Below are 21,131 nucleotides of genomic sequence, written 5' to 3'. Positions count from 1 at the left end.
CACATTTCTTTCACGTCGGCCAGCAGTTAACGCTTCGTTGGCGGCGCTTATCAAATATGAAAATCATCCGTTTCCAAGATTCCGCCGGGTCGGTGCAGTATGGGCGCCTCGGCGACAACGATCGCGTCACGTTGCTGGAAGGCGAGCTACTTTCCGGCCTGCGCGACACTGGTCGCGACGCGACGGTTAAGAAGCTACTCGCGCCGATCGAGCCGCCAGTCGTCTACTGCATCGGGTTGAACTACGTTCGGCACGCTGAAGAGGGCGGCCTGAAGCCGCCGGAATTTCCGGTCGTCTTCATGAAGTCGCCGGCGACCGTGCAGAATCCGGGCGATCCGATCGAGCTGCCCCGTCAGCTCCGTTCGGACGAGGTCGACTACGAGTGCGAACTCGCGGTCGTCATCGGCAAGAAGTGCAAGAACGCCACGCAGCAGAACGCACTTGATTTCGTGCTTGGCTACACCTGCGCCAACGACGTCAGTGCACGCGATTGGCAAGGCAAGTGGGGCGGAAGCCAGTGGTGCCGCGGCAAGACGTTCGACACGTTCGCACCGCTCGGCCCGTGCCTGGTGACGACGGACGAAATCAAGAACCCGAACAGTCTGGGCATTCGCACCGTGCTCAACGGCGAAACGCTGCAAGACTGGAACACTGAGGACATGATCTTCAACGTCCGCCGCTTGATTGAGTTCCTGAGCGGCAGCACCACGCTGTTGCCGGGCACCGTGATTCTGACGGGAACGCCGCACGGCATCGGCGCCGCCCGCAAGCCGCCGATTTTCCTGAAGGCTGGCGACTCGATCACGATTGAGATCGACGGCATTGGCAAGCTGACGAATCCCGTCATCGATGAGCCGCTGAACTGATTGAGTTTGAGACTTGCTGAGTCTTCGCCAACGCCGACGACTCAGCGAGCGAACAGTCTGGACACACGGAACAACGACGCATCATTTGCGTCATGGATTGCGAGAAGACTCCATGGCAACGGTTACCGCACCGAACGTCGATAAAGCGACTTGGATCGACCTCTATCGACGCATGCTGCTGATTCGCAAGACCGAATTGCAGTTGGCTAAATCGCATCAACGCGGCGACGTTCACGGCGCCTGCCACACCTATGTGGGGCAAGAGGCGGTCGCGGTGGGCGTGCTCGCGCACTTTAGTTCCCGCGACATGGTGTTCAGCACTCATCGCGGCCATGGCCATGCGATGGCCAAGGGGATGCCGGCGGAAGATCTCATTGCCGAACTGTACGGCCGCGTGACCGGCTGTTCGCGCGGCCGTGGCGGGAGCATGCATTTGTTTTCGCCAGAGATCGGCATGATGGGGACGAGCGGCATCGTCGCTCCGTGCATCCTGCAGGCGGCCGGCGCAGGGTATACCTTCAAGCTGACCAAGGAGAGCTCGGTCTCCGCCGCGTTCTTCGGCGACGGCGCCGTCAACAACGGAGCGTTTCACGAAGGCCTCAATCTCGCCAGCATCTACAAGTTGCCGGTGTTGTTCGTCTGCGAGAACAACCAGTACGCCACGGAAGTCCCCTTCAGCTACTCGGCCGGCAACCCGCATGTCGCGAATCGCGGCGCTGCGTATGGCATTCCGGCGATCGAGGTCGACGGCAACGATTTGCTCGCGGTTTACAGCGCCGCGCAAATCGCGGTCACGCGCGCCCGCCGCGGCGAGGGCCCGACGCTGATCGAATGCAAAACGTATCGCACGCGTGCTCACTCCGAGGGGATGACCGACTTTACCTACCGGACGCGCGAAGAGGTCGACGATTGGAAGTCGAAATGTCCGATCGCGCGTTGCCGCGAGGCGATTCTCGAGGCATTTGGCGACGAAGAGGGCGTGACCGGCGCGTGGCTCGATGAAATCGAGGACGAGATCGCCGACGAAGTCGCGCAAGCGCACGCCAATGCGATCGAGGCCGACTATCCTGAGGCTGAGGACTCCGCGACGCACGTGTTTGCGGAGCCGCGCGAGTCTTTGCTGCCCCTCCCCTCCCCTGCCGACGCGACGAGTGAAAAGTCGTTCGTCGAGGCGACGGTCGATGCGCTTCGTTTCGCGTTGCAGCGTCATGATCTCATGTTCGTCATGGGCGAAGGCGTCGGCGAGCGCGGCGGCAGCTTTAAGACGACCGACGGGCTCTATAAGCTCTTCGGCGGCGAGCGGATTTGCGACACGCCGATTTCCGAACGCGGATTTATCGGCCTTGCTTGCGGCGCGGCGATGTCGGGTAGCCGCCCGGTGATCGACTTTATGTTCGCGGATTTCATCCTCGATGCCGCCGGCGAGATCATCAATCAGATTGCCAAAGTGCAATACATGTCGAACGGCCGCATCAAGATGCCGGTCGTTATGCGCGGCTGCATCGGCGCCGGTCACTCGGCCGCGACGCACCATTCCGGCAGCTACTATACAACCTACGGGCACTTTCCCGGCCTGAAGGTCGTTGTGCCGTCGAATGCGTACGACGCCAAGGGGTTGTTCGCGGAGGCGTTGGCTGGCGACGACCCGGTGCTGTTCCTCGAACATCGCGAGTTGTTGACGATTAAGTGCGCCGTTCCCGAGCAAGAATATCGCATCCCGTTCGGCCAAGCCGCGATCGTTCGCGAAGGGACGGACGTAACCGTCGTCTCGCTGGCTCAGATGGTGCACAAGGCTGCGGCGGCGGCGGAGCAGTTGGCCGCGAAGGGAGTTTCGGTTGAACTGATCGATCCGCGCACGGTCGCACCGCTCGACATCGATTCGATTCTCGCTTCCGTGGCGAAGACTGGCCGGCTGCTTGTCGTTGACGAGTCGTTTGGGCCGTACGGCCTTGGCGCCGAGATTGCCGCTCAGGTGTCCGGCCGCGGCTTCGACGACCTCGACGCACCGATCAAGCGTCTGAACGGCAAACAAGCGCCGACTCCGTACTCGCCGGTGCTTGAGAACAATAATATTCCGCAGGTGGACGACATCGTTGCAGCAATTGAAGAGTTGATGGCGGAGTGAAGCTGAGCAAACATCCGCCGTCTACCGAGTTGTAATGATTGTTCGAGGGGCGCAAGCCTCACGGCGTCGCGTCTCTTCTCTGAGTGAAAGCGTACCGTAAGATGGCTAGTTCGATTGAAGTCACCGTTCCGCGCCTTGGCTGGTCGATGGAAGAGGGCTCCTTCTGCCGTTGGCTGAAGGAAGAAGGCGAGATGGTGCGCGAGGGGGACGGCCTCTACGAGTTGGAGGGCGACAAGGCGACGCAAGTGGTCGAGTCATTCGACGCCGGCGTCCTGCGAATTGGCCCCGACGGTCCGCAATCCGGCGATATCGTCAAGGTTGGCCAAGTGCTGGCGCACCTTGAGCCGCGCGGCGGGAAGGCGGCCGCGCCCAAGGCCCCGGCAGCTCAACAGGCTCAGGCGGCTCCCGCTGCGACGAACGGCAATGGCGCGAAAGCCGCCGAGAAGAAAACCAACGGCGCCCCTGCTCCAAACGGCAATGGTTCGCACGCCGCTGCGGCTCCGGCAGCCCAGCCTCCGCAGGCGGCTGTTCCGGAGAAGACGAGCGCCTCTACCGCCCCGGTTGCTAGCCCCTCTGTGCGGCGGCTGGCGAGAGAGTTGGGAATCGATCTGCAGAAGTGCGATCGCGACGATCCGTCGCCGCTATCGGCTGCTGAACTAATGCGATTGGCTGCTCAGCCGTCGGCGCAGCCAGCGGCGACGCCGGTAGCGAGAGCAGTGGTTAGCGGCGATGTCGCCGTGACGCCGCGAGCGAAGCGCGTCGCTAGCGAACTTAATGTGGATCCTGCTGACGCCGTCGGTTCTGGCCGCAACGGCCGCATTCGGGAACAAGACGTGCGCGCGATTGCCGCCAATGCTTCGAGCAAGCCAGCGGCGAAGGTTTCGGCCGCGTCGGCTGGCGGCGCTGCGATCGGCGAGCCGATCACTCAGATCCGCCGTGTGATCGCGCAGCGGATGATGGCCGCCTCGCACGAGACGGCGCCGGTGACGTTGACGGCTCGCGCCGATGCTTCCGAACTCGTTCGCTTCCGCGACGAATGCAAACGGACGAGCGTCGAGCGGGGAGTCAATCCGCCGAGCTACACGGAACTGTTCGTGAAGCTGTGCGCGGCCGCGCTCGAAAAGCATCCGGCGCTGTTGGATCAATGGGTCAACGAGCGACTCGTGAAAGCCGAGGGCGTGAACATCGCTGTGGCGGTGGCGACGCCTAATGGCCTGATGACCCCGGTGATCCGCGACGTTCCGCGGTTGTCGCTGCGAGAGCTATCCGCCAGCTTCGCCAATCTCATTGAACTTGCTCGCACGCAACGGCTCGCCGCCGACCAGATGCGCGGCGGGGCCTTCACGGTGAGCAGCCTCGGCGGCTATCGAGTGGAGGCGTTCACGCCGATTCTCAATCCGCCGCAAACGGCGATCCTCGGCATCGGCCGGATCTCCGAACAGCCGGTCGCGAAGCAGCGGCAACTCGTGGTCGCCGACGTCGTCAACCTCAGCCTGACGTTCGATCACCGCGTGGTCGACGGGGCGCCGGCGGCGGCATTCCTTACATCGCTGTGCGACGTCATTGAGAATCCGCTGGCGTGGCTGCTCGGCTAAAGCGGGCATCGCCTCTTCGCCGTAGCGCTGGGGGGCTCATGCTTATTCGGGAGCTGGCTGCGCCTCCTTAAATGCTCTGGCTCCCTCCCCCTTGAGGGGAGGGCTGGGGAGGGGGTAGCCCCCTGGTACCCGCTGCCGTCACCTCTCCCTAACCCTCCCCCTCGAGGGGAGGGGACCTCAAGGTTTTATTTCTTCCGAGCCTCCCGCGGGTCGCTATTGATAAGCTTGGGAGCCCGGGGCTAGAGGCGGGCCGGCGAATGCAGGATGCGTTCTAGATCGTCACGCCAAGTAGCGTTTGCGCAGCTTGCGCAATGATCTCCCGCGGTCCGCGGTAAGCGAAGACTTGGCTCACGTCGTCGCTGCGAGATTGCCCCGTGGGGCCGCCGATCGCCGGGGCGTGGTATTCGAGCTCCGCGAAGTGCCCGAGGTAGTCCGCGTCGATATTGCACGCCTGGAAGGCGTGGCCGCCGCGCTCAGGGGTGTGTAGCGGCACATCGACGTATGGGCCGATCAGGTTGTTATGGAAGTTGCGCACGACGAGCGACGCGACTGAGCGATCTTCGTCATCCTCGCGCACGTAACCGGCGCGGCCGGTGGTGGCGATCGCGTCGACGCCGATCTTCTGTTCGTTGGGGGCCGACATCCGGTAGCGGACGCAGCGGGGTTCCGTTCGCACGTCGCCCTGCGGGATGTCGCCGAAGTAGACGACCGGAGTCGTCGGCCCGTAAGTCGGGACGACCATCTCGCCGCCGCCGGGAAGCTGCAGCAAATTCCAAATTCCGATTTCAACGTTGTCGGCCAGCGGGTCCAACAATTCGAGCGACGTATGCAGTTGGTATCCCGCGAACTCCAGTTCGCCCGTCAAACCAACTTCGCAGTCGGCGAGCGGGTTGGAGATCATGCTGACCGTTTTGCGGATGCGAATCGACTGCGTCCAACCGCGTCGGAACGAATGAACCGCCAGCGAGTTCTCCACGATCATTCGCGTCGGCGTGCGCGACGCGACCCAACGGCCCGGATCGAGCTGCCGCGGCTGAAAATACTGCCGGCTTGTGTCGGGATAATGCGGGTAGAAGAAATCGATTTCAGGGCCCAACCAGGTGCGGTCGCCGCCACTGTTGCACCAGCGATCGGAGCCAAAGTGTTCGCGCGCGAGTTCAGGACTGGAGATCGCGGCGCTCGTCCACAAGAAGTTCTTTGAGCTGGCGCTGGAGTAAAGTCCGAGTACTCTTCCCCCATGCGGCAGAACGAGCACCGTCTCGCCGGACGGCCCCGTGAGCGTGAGCGGAGGGCGGCTCGCGCGTTCCAGCGATTCGATCAACTGCTGCTTGGGAGGGGCAGCGGCCAAGGTGCGAAGATCTCGTGAAACCGTTTCGGGCATATCAGGCGAACCTTACGACGGGGAAAGTCAAAGAACAAAATTCAGGTGCACGCTAACACGGACTAAGGAGTTTCCTCAATGCGGTAGACGGCGTCACTCGTGCGAATGATGAGCGCGTCGCCGGTGACGGCGAACGAGGCCAAGGTCGGCTCTTCGAGGCTATTCTTCGCCAGCAGTTCATACCGTGGCTTGGCGGCGATCACGTAGCATGTGCCGTTGTCGCTCGGAAAGTAGATGCGTCCGTCGGCATAAATCGGCGACGCAGAAAAGTTACCGCCAAGCCGTTTTTTCCACACGACTTTGCCCGTCGTCGCATCGGTGCAGGCCGCGATTCCTGCGTCGCTAACCATGTAAACGTGGCCGTCCGCGACAACGACCGACGACGTCAGCGGCGCGAAATTGTCGTGCCGCCAGACGACGTGCGTTTCCGAGACGTTTCCCTCGCCGTCTGGGCGGATGGCGAGCAGCTCCGGCGGCGCTTCGCCCCCGTTGCAGGCGAGTACCATCCCCTCGGCGTAAACTGGACGCGACGCCGTCGACCAACGCCGATCAAAAAAGACGTGCCACAATTCGCGGCCATCGGCTGGATCGTAGCTGCCAATCATATGGCTCGCTGGGCTGACAAGCTGGACGCCGCTGGCGGTGCTTGATGAAGGAACCATTAGCGGCGTCGAAAAGGCAAAACGCTCGGGCTCCATCGGTTGACGCGGCGTCCGCCAGAGTTCCTTGCCCGTCGTCTTGTCGAGCCCGACGATGAAGGGATTTTCCACTCCATCGCAATTGAAGACGAGCGTATCGCCAACGACGACTGGCGAGCCTGCCCCGCCGTGGCGGGCGTCGTACGAAATGGTTTTGTTCTGCCAAATGATCTCGCCGTTAAGGTCGACGGCAGCCGTTCCCAGCGGCCCGAAATGGGCGTAGATGCGATCGCCCACGGCGAGCGGGGTGGGGCTCGCGAAGGTGTTCTTCGCATGCCCTGACGGGTAACTGCCGGCGTCGTAGTGGAAGATCTCGCGGTCCCACACGATCTGCCCCGATTGCGCATCGAGCGCGAGCAGTCGCAGGCTCAACGCGCTGGCAGTCGAGTTGCTGCCGACCGGTTCGTTGTTATTGACGTCGGGCCCGCTGCCGCCCCCCTGCTCTTGAACGGCAGTCGTTACATAAATGCGGCCTCCCGCAACGATTGGCGACGACCAACCGCTGCCAGGAATTGCTGTGCGCCACGTGACGTTTTTGTCAGGCGCCCATTCGACGGGCGGCTGGGCGTGGTCGGCCACGCCCTGGCCGGTCGGGCCGCGAAATTCGGGCCATTCGGCGGCGCTCGAAGCAGACGCGAGGCACAAGACGATCGCGAGGAGGCGCTCCGCGCGGAAGTGAAGGAATTGAAACATTGCTGATGCTTACAGAGAAGAAAGAGATGAGCCGCCGTCAGGCGCTACGATTCCTCATAGCGATGCGTGCAAGCAAAAGATTTTTGCACGCATCGTCTTGCGAAGCGCTTGCCGGACACTCATAATTGTCATACAAATAGAAAGGGGTCGCAAGCCCCTGTCTCTCGTCTCGGACGTAATCGTTCTCGTTGCTTTTCGAACCATGTGCACGCGGCGCCTTTCGCCGCCGAGCCACAAAAATCACCTCATACGATGAGTGCGTGAATATGCCCAAGCCACTGTTTCGCGGCGTCTGCGCGTCGACGATCACACCGTTCAATTCTCGCGGCGAACTCGATCTCGCGCTACTGCCGGCCCACGTCGACTGGATTATCAGCGAAGGGGCGAATGCGATCTCCCCGCTGGGGAGTTCGGGCGAGTTTCCCGTGATGGAAGTGGAAGATCGCAAGCGCGTCCTTGAGGCGGCGCTCGAGGCGAACAATGGCCGCGTGCCAGTCGTCGCCGGGACGCATGCTTACTCGACTCAACATACGATCGAACTGTCGAAGCACGCCGAGCGCGCCGGCGCCGACTCCCTGCTGATCGTGCCGCCGTACTACATGGCGCCAACGCCTTCGCAGGCCATGACGCACTATCGGCGGATCGCCGAAGCGGTTTCCATTCCGGTGGTGCTGTATCACAACGTACCGCTGACCTGCGTTGACTTCACGACCGATCATATCGTCAAGCTGTTTGAAGAGAAGGCGATTGGCGGCGTGAAGATGTCGAACCCAGAGCCCGATCGCATCTGCCAACTGTTGCAGGCGACCGGCGGCGACCTGTTCGTCTACGCCGGCCTCGACACAGTTGCCTTCGAAGGTCTGTGCCACGGGGCGCACGGTTGGATTTCGGGCATCCCGAGCATGGTGCCGCGTGCGGCTCAGCAGCTCTACACGGCGATTGCGATCGACGGCGATCTGCCGGCAGCGCGCGCGATCTGGAAGAAGCTTGGTCCGCTGATGCGGATTCAGTTCAGCAGCTATCTGTCCAAGGGCGAAGGCGCCCATTGGTTCAGCGTGATGAAGGCGGTGCTCAACATGATTGGCCCGCCGGTGGGCGACCCGCAGCCGCCGATCTTGCCGTTGCAGGAGAACTACCGGAAGGACATCGGCAAGATGCTGGCGGAACTCGATTACCGCGTCAAATCCTAGCGTCTGCTAGCCGAGTTGGCTTGTCGAAAGCGAATCGCAAACGGGCACTTCCATGAGGAATTTGCGCAGTGGAGGAAGGGTGTTTCAGGCGGTCGTGTGCGGGTGATTTCTGAATAAATAAACACAAGCGGCGCATTGACCTAAATCGACTGAGTAATTATATTACAAAACAGCGATTTGTAAGATAATTGGGCGGTTGCAGATTGCGTCTCTTTTCAACTTCGTTCCTTTTCAGTCTTCATGTTCGTCGGGTCGGGTTAGCGGCCTGATTTTTCGCTTCTCCCCAAAGCAGCAGTGCGCTTGCTGGGGGCAGCGGGGTGGAGTGCGGGCGGGCCGCTGGCCGACCTGTCGACCAGCCGGATCAGAGTAGGTCACCCAGGCAATCTTTTTCATCTCTTGTCACGCTTCTGGAGTTTGTCTCATGAAAAGATTTTTGTCGGCAGTCGCCATTGCGGCTCTTTTTGGCACTGCCGAAGCACAGGCTCAGCTTCCAGCCGGTGATTTGCGACTCTGGCTCAAGGCCGATTCGCTGCAAGTTGCCGAGGATGCGCCGATCACGCAGTGGGTCGATTCATCGAGCTACGGGACGACGTTCGCTCCTCGCACGGTCCGGTGGGATGGCGTCACCCCAGTCGAGGAACACCCGCATTTGCAAACAGTCACGGTGAACGGCCGGACCTTCCCGACGGTGAAGTTCGAACGCAACGGCGCGCTGCCGTCGGGCGACCCGGGCGTCGACCGGTCGGGCAACACTGATCGTCTATTTCAGACCAGCAACCTGACGCCCGGCAGCGATCCGTTGGCAATCGTTGACGGCACGTCGATGACAAGCTTCACAGTGTTCAAACCGAATATCACGACAAGCGGCGCTTTAGGGGCTCAAGCTGTGTGGGCTCTGCGCGGGAACGATGCATCGCTGATGGAGGTCGGCATCAATCCGGTGGGGCGCCTCAACCATGTTAGCTACGACGCGTACGTGGGCTACCAAACTCAAGCGACGATCCCGGCGGGCAAGTGGAACGTCTTGGAATACGCCCTGACCGAGCAGGCTCCGTTTGATCCGGTCACGTTCCGCTCGAACTCCACGGAAGATGCGTCGGCCCCGCTGACGAACCTGCCGGTGGCGACGAACGGCGGCGTCATTGCTGATCGGAACGATGGCATTAACGAAGAACCGGCCGGCTCGCTCGAACCGTTCGGGATTGGCGGCCACGCGCAGAATTGCTGCGGCGAAGGCGAAACGTTCGCGGGCAACATTGCGGAGATCATCATCTACGCTCGCGTGTTGACCCCGGCGGAGAAAGATCAGGTTTACGCTTATTTGTCTGACAAATATCTCGCGGTGCCGGAACCCGCTTCGGCACTGGCGGTGTTAACTGGTATGGGCGGCGTGGCGCTCATCCGGCGCCGTTTCACGGCAGGCAGATAGTCGCGGGAGTGTGGATCGGAGGAACTTCTCTAACGATGATGCAAGGTAGAACTTTTCACGCAACTTTTTGACGCTTCGATTGATTGATTCGGCGCCGTCGCGAGGGCGGCTGGACCAGGGCAGTAAGTCAGAAACTCGCGATTCCGTTCGCCGCCGACGGGAAGTCTTGGGGAGGCTTCCCGCGGCGCCAACGTAACGGGCTAAGCGCTTTCAATCGCTCTATTCTTAAGAGGAAGGAAGACAACTCATGACTCGTCGCAGGTATTTAAGCAGCATCCTACTCGGCCAGGGGTTGGCCCTGCTGTTCACGGTGACTGCCTTCGCTCAGCCGACTCCGCCTGCCGTGCTCAACACGACGGATCCGGCGTTGCGACTCTGGCTGGATGCGAGCACGCTCTCGACCGCCGGCTACTTGACCGGCGATCCGGTCACGAGTTGGACCGACAAGTCGAGCTACGGCACGATCATGGCGCCGCGCACGACGACCAACCCGAACGGTCCTGGCATTGGCGATCCCGTCGAAGAGAACCCGCACTTCGAACTCGTGGACATCGCCGGCAAGATGACGCCGACCGTCCGCTTCGATCGCGATGGACCGCCGAGCCAATACGGCAACCCTGCGGTCGACGGCAGCGGCTCCACTGATCGTCTCTACCAGACAAACAACCTCAAAACGCAGGCTAATCCCTCGGCGTTCGATCCGCTGGACATTGGCGACGGCAGCAGCTTGACGACCTTTCTTGTGTACAAGCCGGCCGTCACGACCTCGCTCAATTCGGGAGGCGGCCCGATCCTGGGAACGCAGGTCGTGTACGGCAAGCGCGGCACGTCGAGTTCCGTGTACATGTTCGGCATCAATAACTCGCCGAACAACGGCTACAACACGTTTGTTAGCTACGACGGTCCGGTTCTCTACCAAAGCCTTACTAAGCCGACCGAGCAAGTCTGGCACGTGACCTCGATGGTCATCACCGACAATCCAGGCTCTTCGGACGTTGACACGCTGCAGTTCTTCGACGCTGAGTCGATGACGCCCAATCAAACGCTGACGGAGATGGGAACGCAGCGGCAGGACGGCGTGCCGAATAACATCATCAACGGGCGGAATGCGTCGACTCCCGAGCCGTTCGGCATCGGCGGTCACTCGCAAGCTTGCTGCGGCGAAGGCGAAACATTCGGCGGTAACATTGCGGAGCTGATCATCTTTTCGAAGAAGCTCACGGCCCAAGAGTATGCCGACGTCGGCGCCTACCTCAGCCAGAAGTACTTCACCCCTGGCGCGAGCGTGCCTGGCGACTACAACGGCGACGGCAGCGTCAACGGCGACGACCTGGCCGTTTGGAAGACGCAGTACGGCCAAGCCCTGCCCGCGGCGCCGAACGCCGACGGCACCGGCGACGGCGTCATCGACGGGGCCGACTTCCTGTTCTGGCAACGCGCCATGGGCGGCGGAGCCGGGGTAGCCGCCGCATCTGCGGTACCAGAGCCGACTTCGGCTCTGCTGTTGGTCAGCGCCGTTTCGATGCTGGCTTGGGAGCGTCGGCGACGTGCGTAAGCGACGGGGCAGCGGCAGGTTGCCGGAGTGGCAACCTGCCGCGCGCCGTGTGGAGAGTTCGTGGAAATCCTTGTCAAAAAATGGTGGACTTTAGTCGGCTTCAACGGGCGGTTCGGAGCTTACTCTACGGAGCATTGAGATGAAGAAGCTAGGAAAGCGCGCGGGTTTTACCCTCGTGGAGTTATTGGTCGTCATTGCCATTATCGGCGTGCTCGTGGCGCTTCTCCTGCCGGCCGTTCAAGCCGCCCGCGAAGCGGCTCGCCGGACTCAGTGCACCAATCGCTTGAAGCAGATCGGTTTGGCGTTCCAGAACCACCATGATTCGCAGAAGTTTTTCCCGTCCGGGGGGTGGGGATTCAACTACGTGGGCGACCCAGACGAAGGTTTCGGCGCCAAGCAGCCAGGCGGGTGGGCGTTCAGCGTCCTGCCTTACATGGAACTTGGCACGCTGCATGACATCGGCAGAGGGATGCCGGTCAAAGACGGGACTTCGAACAGCGCCAAAAAAGTAACGAACACGCAGGTTGTTCAAACCAACGTGCCGGAATTCATGTGCCCGTCGCGCGGCAGAACCCAAGTGACCGCCACGTGCTGCGGGCCCGCCAACGTCAATTACACGCCCAATATGCCAATGGCGAAATCTGATTACGCTGGCAATTTTGGCGATACAAATTATTGCAAGTCGTCAAATCCTGAATGCGGTTGTCTTGTCGCGAATAACGATCAAGTTCCCGGCAATATCGTCGCCGGGAGGACGTTCACCAACTGGCCGAATACCGAACGCATCACGGGGATCGTTTTCCCGCGCAGCGAAGTGACTATCGCTCAAGTTCCCGACGGCACCTCGAATACTTACGCCGCTGGCGAAAAATTCGTCGATCCGATGGGCTACGAGAACGAAACAGATCCCGGAAACGATTGGTCGATGTTCTCCGGCGTGCAAGACGACACGGTGCGAACGACCCACTACGATCCTACCTCGAACACAATCCTGACGCCGATCCAAGATCAATCTCAAGGCGTGGCCAATAATCACAAATTTGGCAGCGCCCATGCCGGCGGCGCCATCTTCGCCATGTGCGACGGGTCGGTGCAATTCGTCAGCTACGACATTTCGCCGGAAACTCACCGCCGTCTAGGCAACAGAGACGACGGCGAGGTAGTGTCGCTCGGCGATCTGACGAGCGGAGCGGCCAGCGGAACAGGCGTCGGCACGCGCCCCTGCCCGTAGTCGACGGAGCATCTAGCAGTTTGGTCACAGAAGATTGATTCGCAGGAAGATTGGAATGTCCGTGCTCGAAAAGATCCGCTCCGGGAAATGGCTAGGTTTATTCGCCCTCTGCGTAGGATGCCATTCGGGGCCGGCGAAGATTAGTTTCCCAACCGTCGACGCTTCTGCCGCGGCCGCTGGCGCTATGCAGGCGGCCGACAAAAACGGAGACGCCGGCATCTCAAAGGAAGAAGCCGTCGCAGTTCCTTCGCTTGTTGCAGAGTTCGGCAAATACGACGCTAACGGCGACGGTAAGATTGACGCGGCGGAGATTGAATCGCGTATCGCGACCTGGTCAGCGCGAGGGCCGAAGGTCGTGCCGATTAATTTCGACGTCACTCTGGACGGTCGCGCGCTTGAGGGCGCCGAGGTCGTGCTTGAGCCTGAAGCGTTCATGGGCGACGTCTTGCCAAAGGGAGTCTCTCAAGTCGGCGCCTCCGGCGCATGCGGGCCGACGGTGCCTAAAGAGATGTTGAGCAAAGACATTCCCTTCGGCATGTTTTGCGGCCTCTATCGCGTGAAGATTACTCACCCGAGCAAGAAGGTTCCGGCGAAGTACAACGAGCAGACCGAACTCGGAATCGAAGTTGCGCCGGACTACGACTTCTTCAATCGAAAGACAATCGCGTTGCACTCTAAGTAGCGCTCCAGAGTACGCTTACACTTCCAGCTTTGGAGAGCGGTTCCCGCAAGTAGCGTTGGGGCGACAGGCGGCAATCTGGCGATAGCACGAGGAAGCAGTTACTGATGAAGATCGTAAAAATCGAAACGCTTCGTTTCGATGCGCAGTCGGCCGACTCGTGGCAAGCGGAGAACAAGGTCGCCCGGCAGGCGATGCCCAATAACCTTTGGGTTCGTATTCACACCGACGACGGGCTTGTCGGCCTCGGCGAGACTTATTACACGCCGCGCGCCCTTTCGGCCGTCATTCACGATATCTACGCGCCGCTGCTATTGGGTCGCGACGCGCTCGACATCGAGAATCACTGGAACAACTGTTTCTCGCTCGCCAACTTCTGCGGCTACGCCGGCGCGGAAATGCGGGCTCTCTCAGCTATCGACTTTGCCCTGTGGGACTTGGCTGGGCAGCACCTTGGCCAGCCGATCTACAACCTCCTCGGCGGCAGGAATCGCGATCGAATTCAGGTGTACAACACCTGCGTCAGCACGGGCACTAACCGCGACCTCGACGACATCATGGAAGGCCGCGCGGGTCAGGTTGCCGAGTCGCTCCTCGCGCAAGGCGTGCGGGCGATGAAGATCTGGCCGTTCGATCAGTTCGGGCCCACGCTAGCCGGCCCGACGCGGCCGAAAGAACCGGTCGTGATGTGGGGCGGCAAGACGGCGGCCGGCACGTTAGGTCACTCGATTACCAACGAAGAAATCCGTCGCGGCTGTGCGATCGTCGAAGACATCCGCCGCGCCGTCGGCGACCGGATGGAGATCGCCATCGAAGGCCACGCCCGCTGGGATCTGCCAGCCGCGACGCGGATTGCGAAGGCGCTCGAACCGCTCGACATCATGTGGCTGGAAGAGATCATGCCGCCTGACAATGTCGACGCCTATGTTCGGCTGAAGACGGAAACGAGCATCCCGATTTGCCAGAGCGAGCGCGTCTTCACTCGTTACCACATGCGTCCGTGGGTCGAGAAGCACGCCGCCGATATTATCATGCCCGACTTCTCGTGGTGCGGCGGATTCACCGAGGGGCGGAAGATCTGCAGCCTGGCCGATACCTACTTCCTGCCTGTGACGTCGCACGACACGATCGGCCCGGTCGGGCTCTGGACTGCGGCCCACCTCATGCTGCACATTCCCAACGCAATGACGATGGAAACCGTGCGCGGCTACATCGACGGTTGGTACAACGAAGTCGTGACTGACAAAATCAAGGTCGTCGAAGGCCACTTGTTCCTCGACGGCAAGCCAGGCCTGGGGACGCAGCTCCGCGACGATTTCATGTCGCGGCCGGATGCGGTCTGGGAAGCGACGACCATAGACTCACTCAAACGGTGGTAAGCAGCGATATGCACGAATTTCGCGTTCTTTACACAGGCGACTATCTCGACGTCGATGGCGGAGTCACCGTCAACAGCGGCGATATTGCGCTCGACCTGTACGAATCCGCTCCCTGGATTTCGCAAGACTTTCTCCGCGATCAGCAGGAGCAACGCGGCGACACCGAGTACTGGTCGAACATTTACTCGATGGCGATTAAGCCCGAGCATGTGCGCGCGGCCAACGGCATCGTCATCTTCCGGCCGTGGGTGAAAGAGTCGGCGTTCGCGCAAGGCAGCGACAATTTGGTCGTGATCGGCCGGGCAGGAGCCGGTTGCGACAAAATCAGCATGTCGGCGTGCACGGCCGCCGACGTGGCAGTGTTCAATGCGCCCGACACGCTCACTCACGCGACGGCATCCTCGGCGTTTTTGTTGATGCTCGCCCTGGCGAAGAAATTGCCGCAGCATCAACGGATGGTACGCGACGGACGCTGGGATTTGCAGCCGGTGATGATGGGCGACGATCTCCCCGGCAAAACGCTCGGCATCGTCGGGTTGGGGAAGAGCGGCTACGAATTGCTGAATCTGGTGCAGCCGTTCCGCATGCACACAATCGCCTACTCGCCGAGCGCCGACCCCGCCGAGGCCGCCCAATACGGCGTCACGCTGGTTGATAGTTTGGAAGAGCTTTTCGCTGCTTCGGACTTCGTGAGCCTCCACGCGCGGCTGACGGACGACAAACGCGGGATGATCAAGCGGCAGCATCTTCGCGCGATGAAGCCGACGGCGTACTTCGTCAACGTGGCCCGTGGCGAACTCGTCGACGAGCCGGAGCTCGTGTCGCTGCTGCAAGAGGGGAAGATCGCTGGCGCCGGCCTCGACGTCTTCGAGCACGAACCGCTGCCGGTTGAGCATCCGCTTAACGCGCTCGATAATGTGATTCTCACGCCGCACTGGCTGCCGTCGACGCGGCAGGCCGCGCGGCAGACAATGGAGGTGATGTCGCAAGGCATCATCGCCGCATCGCAAGGCAAGATTCCGGCGAACGTCGTGAATCGCGACGTGCTGGAACGGCGCGGGTTCCAAGAAAAACTAGCGCGCTTCGCGGCCAATCAACGGGAAGCGCTCGCTGTGTAGCAACTGCGGAGGAGGCGGCCGATGGCATTCCAGTCCAGGCAAGACACGACTGACCAGCGGCTGTTGCACGCCCCCCTGCCCCGGCGAGAATTCTTGAGATGGACTGCCGTCGCTTCCGGCGGACTGCTCATCGCATCATCTCATGGCTGCTCGCAGCCGACGGCCGAGAACCCAGCAAGCGGTTCGCTCGCCGGCAAGCGAATCGGCGTGGCCAGCCCGCATCGCGTTGAGATTCTCAACGATTTGTATGCCGAAATGCGGCGCGAAGCGGAGCGGTCGGCTCCGGGCGTCGAGTTTGTCGTCGTCGACGGCGAGAACGACCCGATGAAGCAACTCCAAGATATGGAGTCGTTCATCAGCCAAGGGTACGACGCCATCTTCTTCTTAGCGCCGCCCTCCGTCGGGTTGGACGAGATCGTCGCGCGCGGCGTCGCGGCGGGGATCGTCATGGTCAGCCATGGCGCGTCGCCCGCGACGGGGGCGACGCAGAATATCGTGCTCGATCAGCACGAGAGCGGCCGGCAAGTTGGGTTGCTCGCCGCGAAGTGGATTAACGAAAAACGCGGCGGTCAGGGCGAAGTCGGCGTGCTGGGCAACTCGGCCGATCCGCTGCTTGAGTTGCGCGCTCAAGGGATGAAGGACGGGTTGGTCGAAGGCTGCCCCGCCGCCAAGATCGTCGCCGAAGTTCACGGGCACTCGATCGAGTTGGGGGCGAGCGGCGCGGCGAACATGCTGCAAGCCCATCCCAATCTGTGCGCGATTCTCGCGCACGCGGACGACCCAGGGTTCGGTTGCTACACTGCGGCGTCGGAAGCGGGCAAAAGTAATCCTGATGAGTTTCTGGTGGCCAGCTGCGACGGCACCGACATGGTGCTGGAGAAGATCGCCGAAGGAGGAATCTACCAGGCGACGTGGAGCTACCTCTTTCCTTACAGCGCGACGGCCGCGATGCGCGACATTTTGAGCGCGTTGCGCGGCGAGGCGATCAAACCGACGCGCACTCAAATCGGTCGGCTTGCGACCTCGGCGAACATCGCCGATGTTCGACGGATGTGCGCGGATCCGCAGGCGGCCGAGAATCAACAATACTTCGCTGACACGACGATCCTCACCTACAGCGACGTGCCGCTGGAATCTCCGCAGGCGTAACCGGTATCCTCAGCGCGGCGTCCTCATCTCAAAGCATGCAATCGACTCCCTCAACGCCGCTCGTTCGCTGTCAGGCCGTCAGCAAGTTTTTTGGCGGCGTGAAGGCATTAGATGGCGTCACGCTCGACCTGTATGCCGGGGAAGTCGTAGCGCTCGTGGGCGACAACGGCGCCGGGAAGAGCACGCTGGTGAGGATCTTCGCCGGTTTTCAGCAGCCTGACCAAGGCAAACTTTGGTTCGGCGACGAGCGCGTTGACGATTTGACCCCGCGTCGGGCGCGATCGTTGGGCGTCGAAACGGTCCATCAGCACTTGCTGCTCTGCGACAATCTTGGCGCCGCGGCGAATATTACGCTCGGGCAGGAACCGCTCGTCCGTCGGTGGGGACCGCTCAAGTTCATCGACCAGCGACGCGCGCGGCAAATCGCGGCGCTAAGGCTCGCCGAAGTCGGCGCCACGGTCACCGATTTGATGGCGCCGGTGCGGCAGCTTTCCGGCGGGCAGCGCCAGGCGATTGCCATCGCCCGCGCGATGGCTTCCTCGCCCAAACTCGTGATGTTCGACGAGCCGACGGCGGCGCTGGGGGCGCGCCAAACCGATGCGACGCTGAAGTTGATTCGCGGCGTTGCCGATCGCGGCGTGGCGGCGCTGTTGATCAGCCACAACTTGGACGACGTGTTCAGCGTCGCCGATCGCATCGTCGCACTCCGCCAGGGCCGCCTCGTCCTGAATGAGCTGACGCGTGAAGCGCGGCGTGACGTCGTTGTGGCCGCCATGACCGGACTGCTGACGGGAGCGGCCAACTGATGAACGCGAATCCCGGCGCCAACTCGAACGCCGCGCCTGCGGTCGACGCTTCGCTCGCGACGGACGCGGCGTCGCGCTTCAACTGGCGGGACGCGCTGCGGCCCCATGTCCGTAATCTCGGCTTGGCCGCGGCGCTGCTCATCGCGCTGGGGATTCTCGGCTTTCTCCGGCCGCAGTACCTGAGTTGCGACAACCTGATTGTCGTTGCGATGCAAATGTCGTTCGTCGGCATTGCGGCCATCGGCACGGCCTACCTGGTCATCAGCGGCGGCATTGATTTATCAATCGGCTCGCTATTCGCGCTCGTGGGCGTCACTTCCGCGATGCTGGCGCGAACAATTGGCCCTGTGCCGGCGATGATGGCGGGCGTCGCGCTCGGCGGCGCCGTCGGCTGGATCAACGGCGTGCTGACGTGGCGCATTAAACTCTCGCCGCTGATCATTACGCTTGGCAGCATGTCGATCATTCGGGGCGCCGTCTTGTTGCTGACTGGCGGCTACTCGGTTCGGAGCGTGCCGAAGGAGTTCGCAACGCTCGGACAACTCCGCCCGCTGGGCGTGCCGTCGCCTATTTGGTTGCTGTTGCTGTTAGCGGTTGTGGCTCACCTGGTTCTGTCCCGCACGACGATTGGCCGATACACGCTCGCGCTCGGCGGGAACCGCGCCGCCTGTGAAGCCGTCGGAATTCGCGTTCGTCGCGTGACGCTCGGCGTGTTCCTGGCGAATGGGCTGATTGTCGGCATCGCCGGCGTCTTGGCCGCAAGCCGATTCGGCTCCGCTAGCCCCGCATTCGGCGAGGGAATGGAGTTGGATGTGATCACGGCCGTCATTCTCGGCGGCGTGGCGTTTACGGGCGGCGAGGGAAATATTCCCGGCGTGATGCTGGCGGTGGCGCTCCTGGGCGTCATCAACAGCGGGATCGTCGCGTTGGGCATTAACCCGGAATACGCCGAAGTCGTCAAAGGAGCGGCACTGATTGGCGCCGTCGCTATCGATCAATTTTCTCACGAGGCGCGCGAGCGCTTCCGCAAAAAACTAGCCATGCGGGAGCGGACCTGAGAGTCGCCAGCAGCCAGCTCGCTTCCGAAGCCGTTTCGTTAAAAAGTCTTAAAAAAGTCCCGGATTCTCCGCTTGCACCCATTTTTAATTGTAATACAATTAGATTCGACGGCGGCATTCGGCGGCCTATTCGCACTCTGCGTTACGCGCGGAAACATCTTCTCTCGCGGCATTCCGACGCAGCTCTGTGCGACGACATTTTCAATTAACCGAGGCAATCATGATCAGTGAGAAGCCAGTGCCAGTTAGTGAACTGGCGACCTTCAAAACGTTCAGCGGCACCCCTCTTCCGTTGGTGATCGAAGCCAAGCCGGAGAAGGCGAACGTATCGCGCGAGGAACTGCTGCATTGGATCGCTGCGAATCGGCAAGAGTTTGAAACGAAGCTCCAAAAGCACGGAGCCATCCTGTTCCGCGGATTCAAGTCCCTCACTGGGGCTGAAGACTTCGAAGCGGTGATGAAGGTCGTGTCGCACACGCTGCTCGACTACGCCGGCGGCACCACGCCTCGCAGCGCGGTGAGCGGCAAGATTGTCTCGTCGACCGACGCCCCGGCCCAGATGACGATCGGGCTCCATCAAGAGATGAGCTACCTTGAGCCTTCCGCCAGCTTCCCCGACCCGACGCCGGACAAGGTCGCGTTCTTCTGCGAAATCGAACCAGGCGGCGCTGGTCAAACGCCGATCTGCGATATGCGGGTCGTGCTGGAACGGCTGCCTAAGGACCTGATCGAACGCTTTGAGTCGAAGGGGCTTATTCTCACTCGCCAACTGCCGTTCACGAAGGAAGCGGGCCACGAAGTGACTTGGCCCACGATGTTCGGAACTTCCGATAAAAAGGAAGCCGAGGCGTTCGCCGAGAAGCGGGGCTGGCGCATCGAATGGACCGACGACGGCGGCGTTCGCGTCTATCAAAAGCCTTCGCCCACGACCAAGTCGCACCGCGTCACCGGCGAGAAGATCTGGTTCAACCAGGCTCACCTGCTGCATAAGGAATACGCCCCGTGGAAGGGCGATTTCCTCGGCACGACTCCCGAGCAGATCGATGAGGCCAACCGTCGGCGTCCTGAGTTGTCAAAACGGTTCTTCTATCACTCGACGCACGCCGATGGATCGGAGATCATGGTGAGCGACCTCGAAACGATTCGCCAAACGATCGACAAGACGATGACCATGTTCGATTGGAAGGCCGGCGACTTGCTCATCTGCGACAATAAGCTTGTTTCGCACGGTCGGCAGCCGTATTCGCCGCCCCGCAAGATTCTCGCCGCGCTTGCGGCCGATGATCGCGGTTAAGAAGAGCATTACTTGTCAGGTTCGCAGGCCTCCGCACGATGTGCGGAGGCCAATTTATCTCATCCGGGAAAGCATGACGACATGAAAGTGGCATTGGAAGGCAAACGCGCCCTCGTGACGGGCGCCGCGCAAGGTATTGGAGAAGCGATTGCGAAGACCCTTGCGGCCAACGGCGCGCGAGTCGCTTTCACTGACGTCAACGGCGAACTTGCCAAGCAAACGGCCGCTAAAGTTGACGGCGCGATCGCCGTGACGATGGATATCACGAAGAAGGAATCCATCGATCACGGCGTCGCCGACGTCGTCAAACAGCTTGGCGGCATCGACATCCTGATCAACAACGCCGGCGTCAATACGGCCAAGCATCGGGTCAACATCGACAAGTTCCCGCTCGAGGAATGGCAGCGAATCGTCGACGTCGACCTCACCGGCACCTACTTGGTGACGCAGGCGGTGAGCAACGTGATGATCGGCCAGGGAACTGGCGGGCGCATCGTCAACATCGCATCGTCCCTGGGCATCGTGCCGGTTCGCCTGCAGTGCGCGTTTATCGCCGCGAAGGGCGGGCTAGTGCACATGACCAAAGGGACCGCGATCGAGTTGGGCCCGCACAATATTCTTGTGAATTGCGTGGCGCCCGGTTCGACGTTGACCGAGGGGACGAAGGGGCTGTACTACGGCGAGAACGCCAGCGAACGCGAGCGTGCCGAGCGGCTGCTTAGCCACGTCCCCCTCGGCCGGCCCGGAACGTGCGAAGAGATGGCGCACGGCGTTCTCTTCTTCTGCGCTCCGGAAAGCGGCTACATCACTGGCCAAATTATGGCTGTCGACGGCGGCTGGACGGCCGGCGGATTCTTTAGGGATTTCTGAGGTTGCTGCTAACCG

The 21,131-nt window shown here is 61.4% G+C and carries 17 protein-coding genes; 15 read left to right on the top strand and 2 right to left on the bottom strand.

The window, feature by feature from the left end; genetic code table 11:
- Positions 1-56 precede the first annotated feature (56 nt).
- The 3 genes from PLANPX_RS14570 (at position 57) to PLANPX_RS14560 (ending at position 4,586) form a co-directional block, all read left to right on the top strand.
- Positions 57-866 (top strand): fumarylacetoacetate hydrolase family protein, encoded by an 810-nt coding sequence (locus PLANPX_RS14570; RefSeq protein ID WP_152099438.1) that lies wholly within the window; start codon positions 57-59, stop codon positions 864-866.
- Positions 867-978: 112 nt separating this feature from the next.
- The gene (locus tag PLANPX_RS14565) at positions 979-2,991 is read left to right on the top strand and encodes an alpha-ketoacid dehydrogenase subunit alpha/beta (RefSeq protein WP_152099437.1); all 2,013 of its coding nucleotides are present in this window, start codon (positions 979-981) and stop codon (positions 2,989-2,991) included.
- Between the two features lie 101 nt (positions 2,992-3,092).
- Positions 3,093-4,586, top strand: coding sequence for a dihydrolipoamide acetyltransferase family protein (locus PLANPX_RS14560; RefSeq protein ID WP_152099436.1), 1,494 nt, complete (start codon positions 3,093-3,095; stop codon positions 4,584-4,586).
- Positions 4,587-4,857: 271 nt separating this feature from the next.
- Here the strand turns inward: PLANPX_RS14560 and PLANPX_RS14555 are convergent, their stop codons facing one another.
- Positions 4,858-5,934, bottom strand: a complete 1,077-nt coding sequence (locus PLANPX_RS14555; protein WP_152099435.1) for a DUF6786 family protein — start codon at positions 5,932-5,934, stop codon at positions 4,858-4,860.
- Between the two features lie 95 nt (positions 5,935-6,029).
- Positions 6,030-7,358: a PQQ-binding-like beta-propeller repeat protein gene (locus PLANPX_RS14550; protein WP_152099434.1), complete on the bottom strand. Its 1,329-nt coding sequence runs from the start codon at positions 7,356-7,358 to the stop codon at positions 6,030-6,032.
- Between the two features lie 266 nt (positions 7,359-7,624).
- On the opposite strand from PLANPX_RS14550, the gene PLANPX_RS14545 reads away from it, so the two are divergent.
- The 12 genes from PLANPX_RS14545 (at position 7,625) to PLANPX_RS14490 (ending at position 21,116) form a co-directional block, all read left to right on the top strand.
- Positions 7,625-8,548 carry a dihydrodipicolinate synthase family protein gene (locus tag PLANPX_RS14545; protein ID WP_152099433.1) on the top strand — a complete coding sequence of 308 codons (924 nt, stop codon included), beginning with the start codon at positions 7,625-7,627 and terminating at the stop codon, positions 8,546-8,548.
- Positions 8,549-8,969: 421 nt separating this feature from the next.
- Positions 8,970-9,977: a PEP-CTERM sorting domain-containing protein gene (locus PLANPX_RS14540; protein ID WP_152099432.1), complete on the top strand. Its 1,008-nt coding sequence runs from the start codon at positions 8,970-8,972 to the stop codon at positions 9,975-9,977.
- 247 nt (positions 9,978-10,224) lie between these two features.
- Positions 10,225-11,532: a dockerin type I repeat-containing protein gene (locus tag PLANPX_RS14535; protein WP_152099431.1), complete on the top strand. Its 1,308-nt coding sequence runs from the start codon at positions 10,225-10,227 to the stop codon at positions 11,530-11,532.
- Positions 11,533-11,671: 139 nt separating this feature from the next.
- A complete protein-coding gene (locus PLANPX_RS14530) occupies positions 11,672-12,763 on the top strand; it encodes a DUF1559 domain-containing protein (protein WP_152099430.1) in 1,092 nt (363 codons plus the stop codon).
- Positions 12,764-12,818: 55 nt separating this feature from the next.
- Positions 12,819-13,445 (top strand): hypothetical protein, encoded by a 627-nt coding sequence (locus tag PLANPX_RS14525; RefSeq protein WP_152099429.1) that lies wholly within the window; start codon positions 12,819-12,821, stop codon positions 13,443-13,445.
- Between the two features lie 104 nt (positions 13,446-13,549).
- The gene (locus PLANPX_RS14520) at positions 13,550-14,821 is read left to right on the top strand and encodes a mandelate racemase/muconate lactonizing enzyme family protein (protein WP_152099428.1); all 1,272 of its coding nucleotides are present in this window, start codon (positions 13,550-13,552) and stop codon (positions 14,819-14,821) included.
- Between the two features lie 8 nt (positions 14,822-14,829).
- Positions 14,830-15,939, top strand: coding sequence for an NAD(P)-dependent oxidoreductase (locus tag PLANPX_RS14515; RefSeq protein ID WP_152099427.1), 1,110 nt, complete (start codon positions 14,830-14,832; stop codon positions 15,937-15,939).
- A gap of 21 nt (positions 15,940-15,960) precedes the next feature.
- Positions 15,961-17,088 (top strand): sugar ABC transporter substrate-binding protein, encoded by a 1,128-nt coding sequence (locus PLANPX_RS14510; protein WP_152099426.1) that lies wholly within the window; start codon positions 15,961-15,963, stop codon positions 17,086-17,088.
- Between the two features lie 35 nt (positions 17,089-17,123).
- The gene (locus PLANPX_RS14505) at positions 17,124-17,894 is read left to right on the top strand and encodes an ATP-binding cassette domain-containing protein (protein WP_152099425.1); all 771 of its coding nucleotides are present in this window, start codon (positions 17,124-17,126) and stop codon (positions 17,892-17,894) included.
- Complete coding sequence (locus tag PLANPX_RS14500) at positions 17,894-18,952, top strand: ABC transporter permease (protein WP_152099424.1); 1,059 nt, start codon at positions 17,894-17,896, stop codon at positions 18,950-18,952. The genes PLANPX_RS14505 and PLANPX_RS14500 overlap by 1 nt, the downstream gene beginning before the upstream one ends.
- Before the next feature lie 238 nt (positions 18,953-19,190).
- Positions 19,191-20,246, top strand: coding sequence for a TauD/TfdA family dioxygenase (locus PLANPX_RS14495; RefSeq protein ID WP_172992072.1), 1,056 nt, complete (start codon positions 19,191-19,193; stop codon positions 20,244-20,246).
- 81 nt (positions 20,247-20,327) lie between these two features.
- Entirely contained in the window at positions 20,328-21,116 is a 789-nt protein-coding gene (locus tag PLANPX_RS14490; protein WP_152099422.1) for an SDR family NAD(P)-dependent oxidoreductase, read from the top strand.
- The last annotated feature ends 15 nt before the right edge of the window (positions 21,117-21,131 follow it).

The organism is Lacipirellula parvula, assembly GCF_009177095.1.
GTDB lineage: Bacteria > Planctomycetota > Planctomycetia > Pirellulales > Lacipirellulaceae > Lacipirellula > Lacipirellula parvula.
This window is presented reverse-complemented; position numbering and strand designations above follow the sequence as displayed.